This is a genomic window from Thermus composti (assembly GCF_014647535.1).
Lineage (GTDB): Bacteria > Deinococcota > Deinococci > Deinococcales > Thermaceae > Thermus > Thermus composti.
In genome coordinates, this window is the sequence record NZ_BMPJ01000003.1 from 60,356 (window position 1) to 80,079 (window position 19,724).

The window sequence follows — 19,724 nt, forward strand, 5'->3', positions numbered from 1 at the left end:
GGGACCTCCTTAGGCTTCTCACTTTAGCAGGTTCAGGCTGTCTCCCCGAGAAGCCGCCGCACCTGGGCCAAAAGGGCCTCCCCCTCAAAGGGCTTGCCCAAGAAGGCCTTGGCCCCGGCGACCAGGGCCTCCTCTTGGCTTTGGGCGGAGACGCTGGCGGAAAGGGCCAAGACCGGAGGCCCGCCAAGCCTTCGCACCTCCCGGATGACCTCGAGGCCCGACACCCCGGGCATCACCAGGTCGCAGACCACCAGGTCAAAGGCCTCGCGGCCCAAGGCCTCCAAGGCCGCCTTGCCCGAAGGGGCCCAGGCCACCTGGTACCCCGCCCGCTCCAGCATGCGGCGCACCAGGTGGGCCACCAAAGGCTCATCCTCCACCACCAGGATGCGCGCCATCTAAGGGTAGGATAACCCGGAAAAGGCTTCCTCGGCCCTCCTCGGTCTCCACCTCTATCCGCCCGCCGTGGGCCTCCACGATGTGCTTGGAGATGAAAAGCCCAAGCCCGGTGCCGGAAACCCCCCGGGCGCTGGCGTTCTTGGCCCGGGCGTAGCGCTGGAAAAGCTTGGGAAGCTCCTCCTTGGGGATGCCGGGGCCGGTGTCCTCCACCTTCAGCACCACCGCCTCCCCCTGGACCCTGGCCCGAAGGGAGACCTTCCCACCCGGGGGGGTGAACTTGAAGGCGTTATTGAGGAGGTTCCCCACCACCTGCGCCATGCGGTCGGGGTCGGCCTCCAGAAGGGGAAGCTCCTCCACCTCCACCCGAAAGTCCACCCCGGAAAGCCGGGCCACCCCCTGGAAGCTTCGGGCCAGGTCCAGAAGGAGGGGCCTAAGGTCCACGGGCCTTTTGGACACCTCAAAGCGGCCCGCCTCGAGGCGGCTCGTGTCCAGGAGGTTGTCCACCATGGTCTTCAGGCGGAAGGCGCTTTCCCGGATGAGCTCCACCGATTCTTGGGCCGATGGCGGCAAAGGCTCCTCCTGCAAAAGCTCCGCCAGGCCCATGATCACCGCCAGGGGGGTGCGGAGCTCGTGGGAGACGGCGGCGATGAACTCGCTTTTGAGGTGGTCGGCCTCGAGGCGGGGCCTCAGGTCCCGCAAGGCCACCACCACGCCCTGAACCCGGGGGTCGTGGAGGAGGTTCCGCCCCCAGGCTTCCATGGGGATGGGGGTGCCGTCTCGGTGGAGGACCCGGAACTGGGCGGTGCGCACCTCCCCCGGAGAAGCGAGGAGCTCCTGTAAGAGGGCCTGGGCCTGGGGGCGGTCCTCGGGGTGGAGGAAGTCCCAGGCCCTGGCCTCCTCCTTCGGGGCCTCCCGCCCGTAGCCCAAAAGGGTGGGAACGTTGGGGCTTGCGAAGCGGATCCGGCCCTCCCGGTCCAGGATGTAGACCAGGTCCTGGGCATGCTCCAAAAGGGCGAAGAGGCGGGCCTCCTCGGCCTCGAGGCGCTCTAGGAGGAGGGCCTTCTCCAGGATCAGGGCCACCAGGGAACCCACCTGGCCCATCCGCCTCAGGATCCTTTCCCCCAAGGCCTTGGGCGTCCGATAGGCCAGGAGGAAACCTCCCCTAAAGGCCTCCCCCTTAAAGGGCACCGCCACGGCCTGGGCCAGACCCAGGCCCTCCACCAAGGCGCACGTCCCCTCCCCTGCCCGGGCCACCCGGGGCTTTTCCTCCTCCAGGGCCACCTCCAGAAGGTTGGGCCGGGGCATGGTGCCCTCCCAGGGGAAGGTGTGGTAAAGAAGCCGCCCCTCGCCCCCCACCTCGGCCACAAGCGCCCCCTCCTCGGCGGCGAAAAGGCGCCGCAAGCGCTCCACCACCCCCCGGGCCATGGCCCGAAGCCCTTCCTCCGCCAAGGCCCTTTCCGCCAGGTCCAGGAGGGCTTGGGTGAAGGTGGCCTGCTCCTTGAGGGCCCTTTCCATGCGGATCCGCTCGGTGATCTCGTGGAGGACGAGAAGGCGCACCTCCCCCAGGGGCTTGCCCCGCACCGAGTAGGCCCGTCCCCCCAAAACCACCTCCACCCGACCGCCCTCCAGGGCCGGGGCCAGGGACGGGGGGAGGGCTTTGGCCTGGATCTCGGGACCCGAGCCCAGGATCTCCCGGGCCCGGGCGTTGGCCACCCCCTTCTCCCCTTCCAGGATCACCACCCCGTCGGGAAGCTCCTCCAAGAGGGCGGAAAGCCGCGCCCGCTCTGCCGCCAGGGCCGAGGAGAGCTGGGTCTTCTCCCGGTAAAGGTGGGCGTTCCGCAAGGCCACCCCCGCCACCCCGGCCAGAAGCTCCGCGTACCGCACCTCCTCCTCGGAGACGGGCCGCCCCCCGGGCCCGTGGTCCACCGCCAAAACCCCTAGCACCTCCCCTTCCGCCAGGATGGCCACCATGGCCACGCTGGCCCCCATCCCCTGGGCCACCACCTCGGGCAGGGCCTCCCTGGGGACAAGGAGGGTCCGCCCCTCCCGGGCCGCCTGGGCCAGGGGGTCGGAGGAGGCCCCCAGGGGGAAGCGGATCCGGCTCACCTCCTGGGTCCAAAAGGCCTCCTCCCCCCTCAAGGTGAGGTGCCCCAAGAGGACCCCCTCCCGGACCAGGGCCACCGTGACCCGGTAAAAGCCGAAGCGCTCGTGCAAAACCCGGGCCAAAACCCAAAGCACCTCGTCGGGCTCCAGGGGCTTCGCCACCTCCCGGGCAAGCTCCCCCACGTGGGCCAAAGCCTCGGCGTTCCGGGCGAGCCGGGCCAGGGCCTCATCCCGCTCCTGGAGGAGCTCGCCGTTTTTCAGGGCCAAGGCGGTGAGCTGGGCGAGGAGGGGCAGAAGCGGCTTCAGGGAAGGGGGAACGCCTTCCAGGGAGAGCACCCCCTTGGCGGCGAACCGCGGGCAGGAGGGGCAAAGAAGGAACCGGCTTTGCCGGGTGGCCCGGGGGCGCTCCGTGCACCGCCTTTCGGGGTCCGCCCAGCAGCGCACCCCCTTCTCCCCCACCACCGGCAGAAGCCACTCCTCCCCAAGCCGCACCGGGCCCTCGGCGAAGAAGGCCTCCTGCACCGGCCCCCGGGCGTAAAGGGGAAGGGCGATGGCCGAGACCGTGTGGTGCCGCCCCCGGCCCGAGGCCACCTCTCCCATAAGCTCCCGGGTCTCCGGGTGGTAGAGGAAGAGGGCCGCCCGCTCCACCCCCTCCTCCGTGGCCACCTCGAGGAGATTGCGGAGGATCTGCTTGGGCTTCAGGTCCGAAAGGAGCGCCCGCTGGAAACGCCCCAAGACCCCAAGCTCTCCCTTAAACTTCATCTAGGGTCAATGGTAGCATGGGCAGGGGTTGCAAGGGGCTTGGCCTAATCTTAGACTTGGTCAAAGAGGAGCCCCTTGGCCCAAGGGGGGAGGAAAATGCCCATAGACTTCAGCCTCACCGAGGAGCAAAAGCAACTCCAGGCCCTGGCCCGGCGCTTCGCCAGGGAAGTCATCCTACCGGTGGCGGCGGAGTACGACGAGAAGGAAGAGGTCCCCTGGCCCGTCATAGAGAAGCTCCACGAGGTGGGCCTCCTGAACGCCATCATCCCGGAGGCGTACGGGGGGATGGGCCTCAAGATGCTGGACGAGGTCATCGTGGGGGAGGAATTGGCCTACGCCTGCATGGGGATCTACACCATCCCCATGGCCAGCGACCTGGGCATCACCCCGGTGCTCCTTGCGGGCACGGAGGAGCAGAAGCGGCGCTTCCTCAAGCCCCTCACCGAGAAGCCCGCCCTCGCCGCCTTCGCCCTAAGCGAACCCGGAAACGGCTCCGACGCCGCCGCCCTCAAAACCAGGGCCATCCGCCAGGGAGACCACTACATCCTAAACGGCACCAAGATGTGGATCTCCAACGGCGGGGAGGCGGAGTGGGTGGTGGTCTTCGCCACGGTGAACCCCGAGCTCCGCCACAAGGGGGTGGTGGCCCTGGTGGTGGAGAAGGGCACCCCGGGCTTCAAGGCCATCAAGATCCACGGGAAGATGGGGCAGAGGGCGAGCGGCACCTACGAGCTCGTTTTTGAGGACGTGAAGGTGCCCGTGGAAAACCGCCTGGGGGAGGAGGGGGAGGGCTTCAAAATCGCCATGCAGACCCTCAACAAGACCCGGATCCCCGTGGCGGCGGGAAGCGTGGGGGTGGCGAGGCGCGCCCTGGACGAGGCCCGCAAGTACGCCAAGGAGCGGGAGGCCTTCGGCCAGCCCATCGCCAACTTCCAGGCCATCCAGTTCAAGCTGGCGGACATGATGATCGGCATTGAAACCGCCCGCATGTACACCTACTACGCCGCCTGGCTCGCCGACCAAGGCCTTCCCCACGCCCACGCCAGCGCCATCGCCAAGGCCTACGCCTCGGAGATCGCCTTTGAGGCGGCCAACCAGGCCATCCAGATCCACGGGGGCTACGGCTACGTGCGGGAGTTCCCGGTGGAAAAGCTCCTCAGGGACGTGAAGCTCAACCAGATCTACGAGGGCACCAACGAGATCCAGAGGCTCATCATCGCCAGGCACATCCTGGCGGAGTAAGGAGGGATGAGGGATGAAGTTTGTGGCGGTCATACGTCAGGTCCCCGACGGGGAAAGCCGGCTTAAGATCCAGGAAGGCCGGGTGGACCTCTCCGGCGCCACCCTGATCCTGGACCAGATGGACGAGTACGCGGTGGAGGAGGCCATCCGCCTCAAGGAGAAGCACGGGGGCGAGGCCATCGTGGTGGGCTTCGGCCCCGAGCGCACCGAGGAGGCCATCCGCACCGCCTTGGCCATGGGGTGCGACCGGGGGGTCCACGTGGTCTACGAGGGCTTTGCCGACCCCGTGGCCGTGGCCGAGGCCCTCGTGGGGGTCCTGAAGGAGGAAGCCCCCACCCTGGTCCTCACCGGAGGGCAGCAGGCGGACTGGGATAGCCAGGCCCTAGGGGGCGCCCTGGCGGAGGCCCTAGGGGTGCCGGTGGTGGCCTGGACCACGGCGCTAGAGCTGGAAGGGGAAACCGCCAAGGCCAAGCACGACCTGGACGAGGGGGCGGAGTGGGTGCGGGTGAAGCTTCCCGCCGTCTTCACCACGCAGCAGGGCTTAAACGAGCCTCGCTACCCCACCCTGCCCGGGATCATGAAGGCCAAGAAGAAGGAGATCCGGAAAGTCCAGGCCAGCCTTACCCCCAAGGTCACCCTTCTTTCCGAGGAGATCCAGGAGAAGTCCAGGCTCGGCAAGATCCTGGACGGCAAGGACCCCGTGGCGGCGGCCGAGGAGCTGGTGCGGCTTCTGCACGAGGAGGCCAAGGTCATCTAGGAGGTGCCTATGGTGCTCGTAGTCTTGGACCACGACGGGAACAAGCTCAGGAAAGGAAGCCTCGAGGCCCTCACCCGGGCCCGGGCCCTGGCCGAGGCCCTGGGCGTGAAGGTGGCCGGGGTGCTCCTCGCCGAGGAGAAGGCCCCCGTGGAGGAAGCCCGGAAGCACGTGGAGGTCCTCTACACCGCCACCCTAGGCCCCTACACCGCCGAGAAGTGGGCGGCCGGGGTGCTTAAGGCCGCCGAGGCCAGCGGGGCCAAGGCGGTGGTGGCGCCCTCCTCGAGGCAGAACCGGGCCTACCTGGGCAGGGTGGCCTACGCCTTGAAGGCGGGGCTTCTTGAGGACACCCTCGATTCTCGCCTGGAAGGCGGCGAGGTCCACGCCACCCGCTACGCCTACCTGAACCGGGTGACCCAGAAGGTGAAGGCCGCCCTCCCCGTGGTCCTCACGGTGAAGCCCAACACCACACCCCTGGCCGAGCCCCTTTCGGGAGAGGCGGAGGTGGTGGCCCTGGAGGTGCCCCAGGTCCCCACGGTGGAGGTCCTGGAAAGGGTCCAGGAGGAGAAGAAGGGGGTCTCCCTCACCGAGGCGGACATCGTGGTCACGGGCGGCCGGGGGATGGGCAGCCCCGAGGCCTTCAAGATGGTGGAGGAGCTCGCCGCCCTCCTCGGGGGCGCGGTGGGGGCCACAAGGGCCGTGGTGGACGCGGGCTGGCGTCCCTACGCCGAGCAGGTGGGCCAGACGGGAAAGACGGTGCAGCCCTCCCTCTACATCGCCCTCGGGGTCTCCGGGGCCGTGCAGCACCTGGCGGGGATGAACAAGAGCAAGTACATCGTGGCGGTGAACAAGGACCCCGAGGCCCCCATCTTCAAGCACGCGGACTACGGCATCGTGGGGGACGTGCACCAGGTGGTGCCCGCCCTCATCCAAGCGGTGAAGAAGCTCAAGGACTAGCCCCCAAACCTTGGGGCTCCCGCCGTGGCCTAGGTCACGGCGGGTTTTTTTAGGAGCGGCCCTCCTCGGGGGAAGGAGGAGCCCCTTCGTCCAGCATCTTGGACTCGGCCAGGGCCTCTTCCTGGGGCTTGGGCGCCTCGGGGGAAGGGGCCTGGGGCGCCTCGGGGGAAGGGGCCTGGGCCTCCTTTGCCTTCCCGCCCCGGAAAAGCCTTAAGGCCAGGTAAAGGATAAGAAGCAAAACCCCAAGCCCCAGGGCGTAAGGCCAGGCGGGGGCGGGCGCCGAGACCGGCGCCGGGACCTCCGGCGGGGCTTCCTGGGTGGGAGCGCGGAAGACCTCCTCCTCCAGCCTCCCCACCCGGCTTCCCAAGGCCTCCAGGGCCTGGCGCTGGGCTTCCACCTGGGCCTCGAGGCGGGCCAGGCGGTCCTCCAGACCCACGTAGGCCCGGTACGCCTCGTACCCTCCCCAAGCGATAAGGACCAGGGCCAAAACCACCGCGATCCAACCGACCCAACGCCGCATCGTCCACCTCCTTGACGGAAAAGCGTCCAAAGACTCCTTATTGTATCATGCCTCCCGTATGGCGGACAATGCCCGGCTCATCCTGGACGAACTCCTGGCCGAACTGGAAGAGCGGCGCAAAAGGGTGCTTCTAGGCGGCGGAGAAGAGCGCATCCAGAAGCAGCACCAACAGGGCAAGCTCACCGCCCGGGAACGAATAGACCACCTCCTGGACCCGGGAAGCTTCGTGGAGCTCATGCCCTTCGCCGAGCACCTGGAAACCGGGCTCATGGAGGGGATAGAGGCCCCCGCCGACGGCGTGGTGACGGGCTACGGCACCATCGGGGGGAGGCTCGTCTTCGTCTTCAGCCAGGACTTCACCGTGCTGGGGGGCTCTTTGGGCAAGATGCACGGCCGCAAGATCGCAAGCCTCATGGACCTGGCCGCCAAGGTGGGGGCCCCCATCATCGGCCTTAACGACTCCGCCGGGGCCCGGATCCAGGAAGGGGTGGACAGCCTCTCCGGCTACGGGGAGGTCTTCTACCGGAACGCCATCTACTCCGGGGTTATCCCCCAGATCTCCGCCATCCTGGGCCCCTGCGCCGGAGGGGCGGTCTACAGTCCCGCCATGACCGACTTCGTCCTCATGAGCCGGGGGACCAGCTACATGTTCATCACCGGCCCCGAGGTGATCAAAAGCGTCACCAAGGAGGAGGTGACCTTTGAGGAGCTCGGAGGGGCCGACGTGCACATGGAAAAAAGCGGGGTGGCCCACCTGGAGGGCAAGGACGACCAGGAGGTTCTGGACCTTATCAAAAAGCTCCTTTCCTACCTCCCCCAAAACAGCCGGGAAAAGCCGCCCGTGGTGGAGCCCACGGACGACCCCTTCCGCCCCACCCCAGAGCTCCTGGAGATCGTCCACCCCGACGCCCGCCGCCCCTACAACATGCACCAGGTGATCCGCACCCTCCTGGACAACGGGGAGTTCTTGGAGATCCAGCCCCGCTACGCCCGCAACATCATCGTGGGCCTGGGAAGGCTCGGGGGGTACCCCGTGGGGGTCATCGCCAACAACCCCCGCTATATGGCCGGGGCTCTGGACATCAACGCCTCGGACAAGGCGGCCCGGTTCATCCGCACCATGGACGCCTTCAACATCCCCCTCCTCACCCTGGTGGACGTGACCGGCTTCCTGCCCGGGGTGGCCCAGGAGCACGGGGGGATCATCCGCCACGGGGCCAAGATGCTCTTCGCCTACGCCGAGGCCACGGTCCCCAAGATCACCCTCATCGCCCGCAAGGCCTACGGGGGGGCCTACCTCGCCATGAACTCCAAGGACATGGGGGCCGACGTGGTCCTGGCCTGGCCCACGGCGGCGGTGGCGGTGATGGGGGCGGAGGGGGCCGCCAACATCATCTACCGCAAGGAGATCCAGTCCTCCCCCAACCCCGAGGAGACCCGGAGGAGGAAGATTGAGGAGTACCGCCGGGCCTTTGACAACCCCTGGGTGGCGGCGGGGCGGGGCTACATTGACGACGTCATTGACCCCAAGGACACCCGCCGCCTCCTCTACCTGCACCTGAGGATGCTTTGGGAAAAGCAGGAGGAAAGGCCCAGGAAGAAGCACGACAACATCCCCCTCTGATGGACCGGGAAGCTTTTTTGGAAAGCCTTGTCGCCTGCCGCCTCTGCCCCAGGCTCGTGGCCTGGCGGGAAGGCGTGGCGGGGAAAAAACGGGCCTTCCGGGGCGAGGCTTACTGGGCCAGGCCGGTGCCGGGCTTCGGGGACCCCAAGGCCCGCCTCGTCCTCTTCGGCCTCGCCCCTGGGGCCCACGGCTCCAACCGCACGGGCCGCCCCTTCACCGGGGACGCCTCCGGGGCCTTCCTCTACCCCCTCCTTTACGAGGCGGGCCTTTCCAGCAAGCCGGAAAGCCGCCCCGGGGACGACCTCAGGCTCTATGGGGTCTACCTCACCGCGGCGGTGCGGTGCGCCCCGCCCCAGAACAAGCCCACCCGGGAGGAGCTTCGCGCCTGCGCCCGCTGGACCGAGGTGGAGCTCGGCCTCCTCCCGGAGGCAAGGGTCTACCTGGCCCTGGGGAGGGTTGCCCTCGAGGCCCTCCTCGCCCACTTCGGCCTCAAGAAGGCCCAACACCCCTTCTTCCACGGGGCCCATTACCCCCTTCCCGAAGGAAGGCACCTCCTCGCCAGCTACCACGTCTCCCGGCAGAACACCCAGACGGGAAGGCTCACCCGGGAGATGTTCTTAGAGGTTCTCCTAAAGGCTAAAGCCCTCGCCGGGCTTTGAGCCAGCCCCGAAGGGCCTCGTAGTCCAGGACGTTTAGGACCCGCTCGGGGCCGATCCAGGCCCGCTGGGCCGTGCCCACGGCGAGCTCCATGAAGCGGAGGTGGTCGGTCTGGTGGGCGTCGGTGGAAAGGCTCACCCAAAGCCCCATCCCGTAGGCCATCCGGGCCAGGTCATCGGGGAGGTCCATGCGGTCGTAGTAGCCGTCAATCTCCACCGCCACGCCCTTTTCCTTGGCTTTTTGGAAAATGGTGTCCCAGTCCGCCTCAATGGGGGCCCGCCGCCCGATGAGCCTCGCCGTGGGGTGGGCCAGGACGTGGACGAAGGGGTTTTCCAAGGCCCTCAGGATCCGCCTGGTCTGCTCCGCCTTGGAGAGCTTGAACTGGGAGTGGATGGAAACGAGAACCAGATCCAGCTCCCTCAGAACCCAGTCCGGGTAGTCCAGGGAGCCGTCCGGGCGGATGTCCACCTCGGCCCCCGCCAGGAGGTAGGGGGGCCCGTGGGTCTCGTTGAAACGGCGGATGGCCTCTATGCGCTTCAGGGCCTCCTCCGGGGAAGGCCCCCCCGCCACCCGCACCGCCGGGGAATGGTCGGTGATGCCCAGGTACTGGTAGCCCAGGGCCTTGGCCGCTTCCCAAAGCTCTTCCAGGGTGTTTTTCCCGTCGGAGTAGGTGGAGTGGACCTGGAGATCCCCCTTAACCTGGGATAGCTCCAAAAGCTTAGGGAGCCTTCCCTCCAAGGCAGCCTCCACCTCCCCCTGGTCCTCCCGCAAGGGGGGCGGGATCCAGGGGAGGCCCAAGGCGGCGTAGACCTCCTCCTCGGTCTCTCCCGCCAGGCGCTTTTCCCCCCGGAAGACCCCGTACTCGGAAAGCTTCAGGCCCTTTTCTTGGGCGAGGGCCCTAAGGCGGATGGAGTGGGCCTTGCTCCCCGTGAGGTACTGGAGGCCCGCCCCGTAGCTTTCCGTGGGCACCACCCTAAGGTCCACCTGGAGGCCGTTTTTCAGGAAGACGGTGGCCCGCTCCTTTCCTTTGGCGTAGACCTCCTTGACCTGGGGAAGGCGCACGAAGCCCTCCACCACCGCCTTTCCCTCCTGGCTCGCCACCAAAAAGTCCAGGTCCCCCACGGTGTCCTTGTAGCGCCTCGCCGAGCCGCATAGCTCCGCCCGCTCCACCCCGGGAAGCGCCCTAATGGCCTCTAGAAGGCTTCGGGCCAGGGAAAGCACCGCCCCCAAGGGCCTCCGCTTCCCCGCCGCCTGGGCCAGGGCGAGGCCCTCCCGGATCCTCTCGGCCTTCTTGGCGCCAAACCCCTTGAGCTTTAGGAGGTCGCCCCGCTCCAGGGCCTCCTTTAGCTTTTCCAGGGAGTCTATGCCTAGGCTTTCGTAGAGGAGGCGGGCGGTCTTGGGGCCCACCCCCGGGATTTCCATCACCTCGAGGACCCCGCGGGGCACCTTCTGGGCGAGCTCCTCGTGCTTGGCGATCCTTCCGGTCCTTAAAAACTCCAGGATCTTCTCCGCCAAATCGGGCCCGATCCCGGGAAGCTCCAAAAGGGCCTCCTTGCCCTTTTCGGCGATTTCTTCTATGGGGGTGTCCAGGTCGTAGAGGGTGCGGGCCGCCTGGTAGTAGGCCCGGACCCGGAAGGGGTTATCCCCCAAGAACTCGCTCATGAGCCCAATCTCCTCAAAAAGCCGGGCCAGCTCCTGGTTCCGCATACCCTCACTATACGGGTAGACTGGGAGAAGCCTTTATGCCCAGGCCGGACCAGTTCCGCAAAAGGGTGGTGGCCCTCCTCCAGGAGGCGGGAAAGCCCCTCCACTACACGGAGATCGGCCGCCGCCTCAAGGAGGAGGGGCTTTGGAAGGACGTGAAGGAGCCCGAGAAGATCGCCAAGATCCGGCTTTCCGCCCTGGCCCGCTGGGAGCGAAGCCCGGTGGTGGCCTTGGGCAGGGGGTTCTACGGCCTCAGAGAGGCGGAGAATGCGAGCCCAGAAGCCCCGCCCGGGTAAGATGGGAGCATGCCGGCTTGGGTGCGCTACGCCTTGGCTTTAGGGCTTCTGGCCTTGGCCCTCCTCTTGGAGGCCTACCGGGCCCCTTTGCTCCTCCTTTCGGGCCTCGTCCTCCTCTTGGGCCGGCCCCGGGCCTGCCCTAGGGCTTGACGGGAAGGCCTTGGGGGAGAAGACTTGGGGGCGTGGACGCTTTTCAGAGGAACCTGGAAAGGCTTGCGGAGCTCGCCATCCGCGTGGGGCTCAACCTGGAGGAAGGCCAAGAAATCATCGCCACCGCCCCCATTGAGGCGGTGGACTTCGTCCGCCTCCTGGCGGAAAAGGCCTACAAAGCCGGGGCAAGCCTCTTCACCGTGATCTACGGGGACAACGCCCTGACGAGGAAGCGGCTAAGCCTGGTACCCGAAGAGGCCCTGGACAAGGCCCCGGCCTGGCTTTACGAGGGGATGGGCAAGGCCTTCCGGGAAGGGGCCGCCCGGCTTGCCGTCTCGGGCAACGATCCCAAGGCCCTGGAAGGCCTTCCCCCGGAACGGGTGGGCCGGGCCCAAAAGGCCAATGCCCGCGCCTACAAGCCCGCCCTCGAGGCCATCACCGAGTTCGTCACCAACTGGACCATCGTCCCCTTCGCCCACCCGGGCTGGGCCAAGGCGGTCTTCCCCGCCCTTTCCGAGGAAGAAGCGGTGAGGAGGCTTTGGGAGGCCATCTTCCAGGCCACCCGGGCTGACCAGGAGGACCCCATCGCCGCCTGGGAGGCCCACAACCGCTACCTCCACGAGAAGGTGGCCTACCTGAACGCCCGCCGCTTCCACGCCCTCCACTTCCAAGGCCCGGGGACGGACCTGGTGGTGGGCCTGGCGGAAGGCCACCTCTGGCAGGGCGGGGCCACCCCCACGAAGAAGGGCCGCCTCTGCAACCCCAACCTGCCCACGGAGGAGGTCTTCACCGCCCCCCACCGGGAGCGGGTGGAGGGGGTGGTGCGCGCAAGCCGCCCCCTGGCCCTGGGGGGCACCCTGGTGGAGGGGATCTTCGCCCGCTTTGAACGGGGCGTGGCGGTGGAGGTGCGGGCGGAGAAAGGCGAGGAGGTGCTTAAACGCCTTCTGGACACGGACGAGGGGGCGAGGCGCCTGGGCGAGGTGGCCCTGGTCCCCGCCGACAACCCCATCGCCAAAACGGGCCTCGTCTTCTTGGACACCCTCTTTGACGAGAACGCGGCCAGCCACATCGCCTTCGGCCAGGCTTACCAGGAAACCCTCGAGGGCCGCCCAAGCGGGGCCGAGTTCCTAAGGCGCGGGGGCAACGAAAGCCTCGTCCACATAGACTGGATGATCGGCTCCGAGGAGGTGGACGTGGACGGGCTCTACGAGGATGGGACCCGCATTCCCCTGATGCGCCGGGGAAGGTGGGTGGTCTAAGCACCCCAAAGGGCAAGGGGCCCCGCGTGGCGGGGCCTTTTTCTATTCGTAGATTATTTCACGATTCGTCAGGCTTGTGCCAACGCTCTCCTATACCGCCCCAAGGGCCTCCTCAAAGAGGGCGAGGAGGTCCTTGGGGTCCTCCAAGCCCACGGAGACCCGCACGAGCCCCGGGGTGACCCCGGCCTCGAGGCGGGCCTCCTCCTTGAGGCGGCTATGGGTGGTGGTCCAGGGGTGGACGAGGAGGGTGCGGGCATCCCCGAGGTTGGGCGCTTTAAAGAGGCGGACGGCCCTAAGGAAGCGGCTTGCTCCCTCGAGGCTTCCTAGGTCCAGGGTGAGGATGGGCCCGCCCGAGGCCAGGTACTTCCGGGCGTTTTGGTGGGCGGGGTCCTCGGGGAGGCCGGGGTAGCGGAGGGCCTTCACCTTGGGGTGGCCCTTGAGGTTTTCCGCCAGGTACTGGGCGGTTTCGCTCATGCGCCGCACCCTCAAGGCCACGGTCTCCAGGCCCTGGAAGAGGAGGTAGGCGTTGAAGGGGGAAAGGGCCATGCCGCAAAGGGAAAGCCCCAGGGTGCGCACCCTTTCCGGGAAGCAGCGGGCCCCCAGGGCCTCCCAGGGGACCTGGCCCCTGGGGTCGGGCTCCAAGAACTGGGGGAAACGGGCCCAAAGGGCGGTGTCCCGGGAAAGCACCGCCCCGCCCAGAACAGAGCCGTGCCCCGAGGCCCACTTGGTGAGGCTTTGCACCACGGCGTGAGCCCCCCAGGCCAGAGGCCGGCAAAGGGACCCCGCCGCCCCGAAGGTGTTGTCCACCACCAGGGCCACCCCCTTCTCCTCGGCCAAGGAGGCCAGGGCCTCGAGGTCGGGGACCAGGAGGGCGGGGTTCGCCACCGTCTCCACGAAGAGGACCCGGGTCCTCTCCGTGAGGGCCTCCCGCACGGCCTCGGGCTCGGGGTCCACGTAGCGCACCCTGACCCCCATGGGGGCGAGGACCTGGTTGAATAGCCCGATGGTCTGGCCGAAAAGCCCCTTGGCCGCCAACACCTCGTCCCCCGGGCGGAGAAGGGCGAGGAGGGCGGCGAAGGTGGCCGCCTGGCCCGTGGCCAGGGCCACGGCCTCCAAAGCGCCCTCCAGGGCCTTAAGCCGCTCCTCCAGGGCTTTAGCCGTGGGGTCCTTCTGCCTTGCGTAGACGTAGCCCTCCCCGGTGGCGAAGCGCGCCTGGCCCTCCTCTAGGGTCTTAAAGCCGTAGGCGGCCACGGCGTAGATGGCAAGCCCCACCGCCCCGTGGGGGTCTTCCGGCAGGCCCGCAAGCACCGCCAGGGTCTCGTACTCCATCCTCCCCTCCTAGCGCACGAGGAGCACCGGACAGGGGGCCTCGGCCACCACCCGTTGGCTTTGGCTTCCCAGGAAGAGGCTTCCCAAGGCCCCAAGCCCCCGGGTGCCCATGACGATGAGGTCCGCCTTCTCCCCGCGGGCGGCCTCGAGGATGGCCTGGGCGGGGGCGCCCTCCAAAAGAAGGGCGTCCTCCTTGGGAACCCCGGTGAGGGCCCGGGCCTCGGCCAAGATCCTTTCCGCCCGCTCCAGGCGCCGCTTCAAGGCCTCTTCAAAAAAGGGCTCCCCCAGGTAGTCGGGAACGGGCTCGTAAGCGTGGACCACGAGAAGCCTCGCCCCGTGGGCCTGGGCCTCGGCCTTGGCCACCTCCGCCGCCCGCTTGGCGTGGTCCGAGCCGTCGTAGGCGAGAAGGATCGTCCGGAACATGCCCTAAGCTTATCAGGCCTGGGGGCGGGTCTCCGAAGGGAGCTCCACCTTGCGGCCGCAGCGGCAGGTCTCCCCTTCTATGCGGAAAAGGGTGCCGTCCGCTTTGGGGTAAAGCCAAAGCGCCCCGCAGTCGGGGCAGCGCACCTCGGCCACCAGGGAGCGGATCTCCTCCGGGCTAAAGCGGTAGACCTCCCCGCACCAGTGGCAGACCACCTCGGCCCCCCCGTCCTTAACGATCATCTCCTCCCTTTCCTCCGGGGTGAAGAAGACCAGGGCCTCCAGGGCCTTTTCCCGGTTGCAGCGGCACCGGAAGCGGGCGGGGATCTCGTTTTGGAGGTAGCCCAAGGCCCTTAGGTCCGTGCGGGCAAAGCCTAAGCCCGCCAAAAGGACCTCCAAGGCCCCCTCCAGGCCCTTTTCCCGAAGGAGGGGGGTGAGGCCGGGAAGGCCCTTCAGGTTGGCCTCGAGGCGGCCCAAGACCTCCTCCCCCGCCCCCGGCAACACCTGGATGGCCACACCCCCCGCCACCTCCACCTCCCCTTCCCCCTTGACCCGCACCCCCAAAAGCACCGCCGAGGGGATCTGCTCCGATTGCCAGAGGTAGTGGGCCAGGTCCTCGGCGATCTCCCCCGAGACCAGGGGCACGGTGCTGGTGTAAACCTCCCCGTTAGGGAGGCTCCGGTCCACCCGCAAGACCCCGCCCCCCACGAGCTCCCCCACGTTGAGCTTCCCGTCCTCCCTCAAGGGCACCTCGGCCTTGGGGTTCTTCACGTAGCCCCGCACGTTCCCCTGGGGGTCGGCCTCCACCACGATCCCCCCCAAGGGCCCCGTCCCCTCCACCCGGAGGGTGATCCGCTCCTTGGGGGTTTTTAGGAGAAGCTGCGCCAGAAGGAGCGCCCCGGTCATGGCGCGCCCGAGGGCAGCGGTGGCCGTGGGGGAAAGCCCGTGGCGAAGCCTCGCCTCCTCCACCACGTCCGTGGTCTCGGCGGCCACCACCCGCAAATTCCCTTCCCCGGCCAAGCCCCGAAGAATCCTTCCCATACCCCGCCATTATGCCACGGGGCCTATAATCCCCCATATGGGCCTCGTGATCTACGACACCCTAAGGCGGGCCAAGGTGCCCTTTGAACCGGCGGTCCCCGGCCACGTGGGGATCTACGTCTGCGGCCCCACGGTCTACTCCGACCCTCATCTGGGCCACGCCCGGGGGCCCATCGTCTACGACGTCCTAAGGCGCTACTTCCTCCACAAGGGCTACAAGGTGCGCTTCGTCTCCAACATCACCGACGTGGGCCACCTCACCGACGACGCCGACGAGGGCGAGGACAAGATCGTACGGAGGGCCAAGCTGGAGCGCCTCGAGCCCATGGAGGTGGCCGACAAGTACATGTGGAGCTACTTTGACGCCATGCAGGCCCTGAACGTCCTCAGGCCCTCCATCGCCCCCAGGGCCACGGGCCACATCCCGGAGATGCTAGAACTCACCCAAAGGCTTTTGGAGCGGGGCGTGGCCTACGAGCGCAAGGGAAGTGTCTACTTCCGGGTGAGGGCCTTCCCCGAGTACGGGAAGCTTTCCGGGAAAAGGCTGGAAGAGCTCAGGGCGGGGGCCCGGGTGGAGGTGCGGGAGGAGAAGGAGGACCCCTTGGACTTCGCCCTCTGGAAGGCGGCCGAGCCGGGGCACCTCATGCGCTGGAAAAGCCCCTGGGGGGAGGGCTACCCCGGGTGGCACATTGAGTGCACCGCCATGAGCCTCAAGTACCTGGGGGAGGGGTTTGACCTCCACGCGGGCGGCATAGACCTTCAGTTCCCCCACCACGAGTGCGAGATCGCCCAGGCGGAGGCGGCGGGCTTCCGCTTCGCCCGCCACTGGATGCACCACAACCACGTCCTCCTGGAGGGGGAGAAGATGGCCAAAAGCACGGGGAACCTGGTCCTCCTCCACGACCTCCTGAAAGCCCACGAGCCCATGGCCCTCCGCTTCTACCTCCTCCAGACCCACTACCGAAGCCCCATGGACTTCACCTGGGAGGGCCTGGAAAGCGCCAAGCGGGGCTACGCCCGCCTCCTCCAGGCCTACCGGGAGGTGCGCCAGCGCAGAAAAACCGCCCCTCCCGGCACCACCCCCGGGCTGGAAAGGGCCTTGGACGCCTTGGAAAAGGCCTTCATGGAGGCCATAGAGGACGACCTCTCCACCCCCGAGGCCCTGGCCGCCTTCTTCACCTTCCTGCCCGAGCTCCACAAACTCCTCCCCGAGGCCAAGGGGGAAAGCCTGGCCCGGGCCGAGGCGGTCTTCCACACCCTGGGCGAGGGGATCCTGGGGATCTTCCCGGAAAGGGTCTTAGAGGAAAGGCTTTCCGGGCCCCTCCTCGAGGGCCTCATAGAACTCCTCTTGGAGCTCAGGGAGGAGGCGAGGCGGGCCAAGGACTACGAGAAAAGCGACCGCATCCGGGAAAGGCTAAGGGCCCTCGGGGTCATCGTGGAGGACACCAAGGAGGGCCCCAAGTGGCGGCTGGAGCTTTAAAGTACCCCACCGCGGCTAAAGCCGCGGTGGGGGCCCCTTAGCGGGCTAGGAAACCCCCCCAGGCCGCGGCCTGGGGGGGTTTTCCCGAAGGCCTAGCGGATGGGGTAGCCCTCGGCCTCGAGGACCGCCCGGGCGATCTCCCGCCTCAGGGCGATGAAGTCCGTGGGGGGACGCTTGGTGAGGCGGCGCGCCGCCGAGAGGATAAAGCCCTGCTCGTCCCCCTGGGCCAGGCGGGGCACCACCTGGGACGCCCGCATCTGGGCCCGGTCCGCCGCCTGGTAGAGGTAGAGCTGAGCCATCTTCTGGGCCACCCCCCCAAGCCTCCGGGCCCGGAGCAGGGCGCTTTCTGCGGCGTAGATGTCAATGAGGAGGTCAGCCGCCGCCGCCAGAAGCTCCTCCTCCTCCTCCAGCTTCTGCTGGAAGCGCATGGCCCCAAGACCGGAGAGCATCAGGGCGAGCTTCTTCAGGTTCTGAAGGAGGGCGGCCTCCTGGTCCTCGGGCTCGTCAAAGCTCGGGGACATGAGCTCGTCCTGGAGCTTGGTGGCCGCCTGGACCAGGGGCAACTCCCCCTTCATGGCCCGCCTCAAGAGCATCCCGGGGATGAGGAGGCGGTTGATCTCGTTGGTCCCCTCAAAGATCCGGTTGATGCGGGCATCCCGGTAGGCCCGTTCAATGGGGTACTCCTGGATGTAGCCGTAGCCCCCGTGGATCTGCACCCCCTCGTCCACGGCGTAGGCGAGCACCTCGGAGCCCAGCACCTTGATGATGCTGGCCTCCACGGCGTACTCCTCAATCCCCGTCATCACCGCCTCGGGGCCCTTCTTGTCCCCGATGGCCTCGTCAATGAGGCCCATGGTGCGGTAGACGGCGCTCTCCCCGGCGAAGATCCGGGTGGCCATCTCCGCCAGCTTCTCCTGGATGAGGCCGAACTCGGCGATGGGCTTTCCGAACTGGACCCGCTCCTTGGCGTACTTGGTGGAGATCTCCAAGGCCAGCTTGGCCCCGCCGATGGAGCCCGCCCCCAGCTTGTACCGGCCCACGTTGAGGATGTTGAAGGCGATCTTGTGGCCCTTGCCGATCTCCCCAAGGACGTTCTCTACCGGGACCTTGACGTCCTCCAGGATCACCTGCCGGGTGCTGGAGGACTTGATGCCCATCTTTTTCTCCTCCGCACCCAGCTGGATCCCGAAGCTTTTCTCCACGATGAAGGCAGTGAACTTCTCCCCGTCCACCTTGGCGAAGACGATGAAGACGTCGGCAAACCCGGCGTTGGAAATAAACTGCTTAACCCCGTTCAGGATGTAGTATTTCCCGTCCTCGGAAAGCGTGGCCCGGGTCTTGCCGGAAAGGGCGTCGGACCCCGCCCCAGGCTCGGTGAGGCAGTAGGCCCCGATGAGCTCCCCGGTCACCATCCTGGGCAGGTACTTGCGCTTCTGCTCCTCGTTGCCGAAGTAGATGATGGGGAGCATGGCCAAGGTGGTGTGGGCCCCGTGGGTCACGGCGAAGCCCCCAAGCCCGGAGAGGTTCTCGGCGATCACCGTGGAGACGGTCTTGGGTAGGTCCAGCCCCCCGTACTCCTCGGGGGTTTCCGCCCCCAGGAGGCCCAGCTCCCCCGCCTTGCGGAGAAGCTCCCGGTTGAGCTCAAGCTCCCCGTGTTCCAGCCGCTCCAGGAGGGGAAGGACCTCCTTCTCGGCGAAGGTCCTCGTGGTCTTGGCGATCTCCCGGATGGTGGGGTCAAAGTCCTCGGGGGTGTAGATCCGCTCGGGAGCCTCCAAAAGCCAGCCGCCGCCCTTTTGCCAAAGCTTCTTCTCCTGCGTCATGGCCTACCTCCTATGCCGGATACACCTCAAACACGCCGGCAGCCCCCATGCCGCCGCCGATGCACATGGTCACGAGGCCATACCCCCCGCCCCTCCGGGAAAGCTCGCTGATGAGCTGGGCGGTGAGCTTGGCCCCCGTGGCCCCCAAGGGGTGGCCCAAGGCGATGGCCCCGCCGTTCACGTTGGTCTTCTCCTCGGGCATCTCCAGGGTGCGCATCACCGCCAGGACCTGGGCGGCGAAGGCCTCGTTGAACTCAATGAGGTCAATCTGGTCTAGCTTCAGCCCCGCCCGTTCCAAGGCCTTGGGCACCGCCTTCACTGGGCCGATCCCCATGATGTCGGGCTCCACCCCGGCCACGGCGAAGCTCACGAAACGGGCCAGGGGCTTAAGCCCCAAAGCCTCCGCCTTCTCCCGGCTCATGACGACCACCGCCGCCGCCCCGTCGGAGTAGGGGCTGGAGTTGCCGGCGGTGACGGTGCCTCCCTTCTTGAAGGCGGGCTTGAGCTTGGCCAGGGCCTCGAGGCTGGTGTCGGGGCGGACCGTCTCGTCCCGGTCAAACAGGACCTCCTCCACCTGCTTCTTGGTGCCCTGGTACCGGACCTTGGGCACCCGGATGGGCACCACCTCCGTAAAGCGCCCCTCGGCCCAGGCCTGGGCCGCCCGCTGGTGGCTGCGCAAGGCCCACTTGTCCTGGTCCTCCCGGCTTATGCCGAAGCGCTCCGCCACCCTTTCGGCGGTGAAGCCCATGCCGATGTAGGTGGAGTAGGTCTCGGGGCTCCACTCCGTGGGGGTAAGGTCGGGGTGGAGGCGGGTGTGGTAGCCGGACATGGGCACCTGGCTCATCATCTCCACCCCGCCCGCCAAGACCGCCTCCGCCATCCCGGTCATCACCGCCTGGGCGGCCATGGCGATGGTCTGGAGGCCGCTGGAGCAGAAGCGGTTGACCGTGGCCCCCGCCACCTCAATGGGGAAGCCCGCCCGGAGGAGGGCCAGACGGGCGATGTTAAGCCCCTGGGCCGCCTCCGGCATGGCGCACCCCCAAAGCACGTCCTCAAGCTCCTTGGGGTCCAGGCCAATCCGTTCCACCGCCTGCCGCATCACCTGGGCCGAAAGGTCCACAGGATGGAGCTCCGCCAAGGCCCCATCCTTTTTACCCCGGGCCACAGGGCTCCGAACCGCGCTGACGATTACTGCCTCCCGCATCGCATC

Annotated in this window: 18 protein-coding genes; 9 read left to right on the plus strand and 9 right to left on the minus strand. The window is 67.6% G+C overall.

Annotated features, from left to right (window positions below; all coding sequences use genetic code 11):
* Positions 1–32: 32 nt before the first annotated feature.
* Positions 33–395 (minus strand): response regulator, encoded by a 363-nt coding sequence (locus IEX93_RS01805; RefSeq protein ID WP_188845828.1) that lies wholly within the window; start codon positions 393–395, stop codon positions 33–35.
* A complete protein-coding gene (locus IEX93_RS01810) occupies positions 367–3,261 on the minus strand; it encodes an ATP-binding protein (RefSeq protein ID WP_188845830.1) in 2,895 nt (964 codons plus the stop codon). Before IEX93_RS01810 ends, IEX93_RS01805 begins: the two co-directional genes overlap by 29 nt.
* A gap of 96 nt (positions 3,262–3,357) precedes the next feature.
* On the opposite strand from IEX93_RS01810, the gene IEX93_RS01815 reads away from it, so the two are divergent.
* Genes IEX93_RS01815 through IEX93_RS01825 form a run of 3 tightly spaced genes read left to right on the plus strand, consistent with a single transcriptional unit; the run spans position 3,358 to position 6,214 of the window.
* The gene (locus IEX93_RS01815) at positions 3,358–4,503 is read left to right on the plus strand and encodes an acyl-CoA dehydrogenase family protein (RefSeq protein WP_188845832.1); all 1,146 of its coding nucleotides are present in this window, start codon (positions 3,358–3,360) and stop codon (positions 4,501–4,503) included.
* Positions 4,504–4,516: 13 nt separating this feature from the next.
* Positions 4,517–5,260, plus strand: coding sequence for an electron transfer flavoprotein subunit beta/FixA family protein (locus IEX93_RS01820; RefSeq protein ID WP_188845834.1), 744 nt, complete (start codon positions 4,517–4,519; stop codon positions 5,258–5,260).
* 9 nt (positions 5,261–5,269) lie between these two features.
* Positions 5,270–6,214, plus strand: a complete 945-nt coding sequence (locus IEX93_RS01825; RefSeq protein WP_188845836.1) for an electron transfer flavoprotein subunit alpha/FixB family protein — start codon at positions 5,270–5,272, stop codon at positions 6,212–6,214.
* Between the two features lie 49 nt (positions 6,215–6,263).
* On the opposite strand, the gene IEX93_RS01830 is transcribed toward IEX93_RS01825, so the two are convergent.
* On the minus strand, positions 6,264–6,734 hold the full coding sequence (locus tag IEX93_RS01830) for a hypothetical protein (protein ID WP_188845837.1): 471 nt from the start codon (positions 6,732–6,734) through the stop codon (positions 6,264–6,266).
* Between the two features lie 58 nt (positions 6,735–6,792).
* Here IEX93_RS01830 and IEX93_RS01835 point away from each other — a divergent pair, with 58 nt between their 5' ends.
* Complete coding sequence (locus IEX93_RS01835; RefSeq protein WP_188845839.1) at positions 6,793–8,358, plus strand: acyl-CoA carboxylase subunit beta; 1,566 nt, start codon at positions 6,793–6,795, stop codon at positions 8,356–8,358.
* Positions 8,358–9,017, plus strand: coding sequence for a type-5 uracil-DNA glycosylase (locus IEX93_RS01840; RefSeq protein ID WP_188845841.1), 660 nt, complete (start codon positions 8,358–8,360; stop codon positions 9,015–9,017). The genes IEX93_RS01835 and IEX93_RS01840 overlap by 1 nt, the downstream gene beginning before the upstream one ends.
* Here IEX93_RS01840 and polX read toward each other — a convergent pair.
* Positions 8,995–10,722, minus strand: a complete 1,728-nt coding sequence (gene polX / locus IEX93_RS01845; RefSeq protein WP_188845844.1) for a DNA polymerase/3'-5' exonuclease PolX — start codon at positions 10,720–10,722, stop codon at positions 8,995–8,997. The two genes, IEX93_RS01840 and polX, sit on opposite strands and share 23 nt — an antisense overlap.
* Positions 10,723–10,757: 35 nt before the next feature.
* On the opposite strand from polX, the gene IEX93_RS01850 reads away from it, so the two are divergent.
* The 3 genes from IEX93_RS01850 to IEX93_RS01860 are packed head-to-tail and all read left to right on the plus strand — an operon-like array spanning position 10,758 to position 12,424.
* Positions 10,758–11,015: an HTH domain-containing protein gene (locus IEX93_RS01850; RefSeq protein WP_188845845.1), complete on the plus strand. Its 258-nt coding sequence runs from the start codon at positions 10,758–10,760 to the stop codon at positions 11,013–11,015.
* 9 nt (positions 11,016–11,024) lie between these two features.
* Positions 11,025–11,165: a hypothetical protein gene (locus IEX93_RS01855; RefSeq protein WP_188845847.1), complete on the plus strand. Its 141-nt coding sequence runs from the start codon at positions 11,025–11,027 to the stop codon at positions 11,163–11,165.
* A 32-nt stretch (positions 11,166–11,197) separates the two neighbouring features.
* Positions 11,198–12,424, plus strand: a complete 1,227-nt coding sequence (locus IEX93_RS01860) for an aminopeptidase (RefSeq protein ID WP_188845849.1) — start codon at positions 11,198–11,200, stop codon at positions 12,422–12,424.
* 90 nt (positions 12,425–12,514) lie between these two features.
* Here the strand turns inward: IEX93_RS01860 and IEX93_RS01865 are convergent, their stop codons facing one another.
* From IEX93_RS01865 to hslO, 3 genes are read right to left on the minus strand one after another with little or no spacing between them, the layout of a single operon-like run.
* Complete coding sequence (locus IEX93_RS01865; RefSeq protein ID WP_188845850.1) at positions 12,515–13,753, minus strand: O-acetylhomoserine aminocarboxypropyltransferase/cysteine synthase family protein; 1,239 nt, start codon at positions 13,751–13,753, stop codon at positions 12,515–12,517.
* Positions 13,754–13,762: 9 nt separating this feature from the next.
* Positions 13,763–14,176 (minus strand): universal stress protein, encoded by a 414-nt coding sequence (locus IEX93_RS01870; protein WP_188845852.1) that lies wholly within the window; start codon positions 14,174–14,176, stop codon positions 13,763–13,765.
* 12 nt (positions 14,177–14,188) lie between these two features.
* Positions 14,189–15,214: an Hsp33 family molecular chaperone HslO gene (gene hslO, locus IEX93_RS01875; RefSeq protein WP_188845854.1), complete on the minus strand. Its 1,026-nt coding sequence runs from the start codon at positions 15,212–15,214 to the stop codon at positions 14,189–14,191.
* A 37-nt stretch (positions 15,215–15,251) separates the two neighbouring features.
* On the opposite strand from hslO, the gene cysS reads away from it, so the two are divergent.
* Complete coding sequence (gene cysS, locus IEX93_RS01880) at positions 15,252–16,694, plus strand: cysteine--tRNA ligase (RefSeq protein ID WP_188845856.1); 1,443 nt, start codon at positions 15,252–15,254, stop codon at positions 16,692–16,694.
* 92 nt (positions 16,695–16,786) lie between these two features.
* Here the strand turns inward: cysS and IEX93_RS01885 are convergent, their stop codons facing one another.
* Entirely contained in the window at positions 16,787–18,514 is a 1,728-nt protein-coding gene (locus IEX93_RS01885) for an acyl-CoA dehydrogenase FadE (protein WP_188845858.1), read from the minus strand.
* 10 nt (positions 18,515–18,524) lie between these two features.
* Entirely contained in the window at positions 18,525–19,718 is a 1,194-nt protein-coding gene (locus IEX93_RS01890) for a thiolase family protein (protein ID WP_188845859.1), read from the minus strand.
* Positions 19,719–19,724 lie beyond the last annotated feature (6 nt).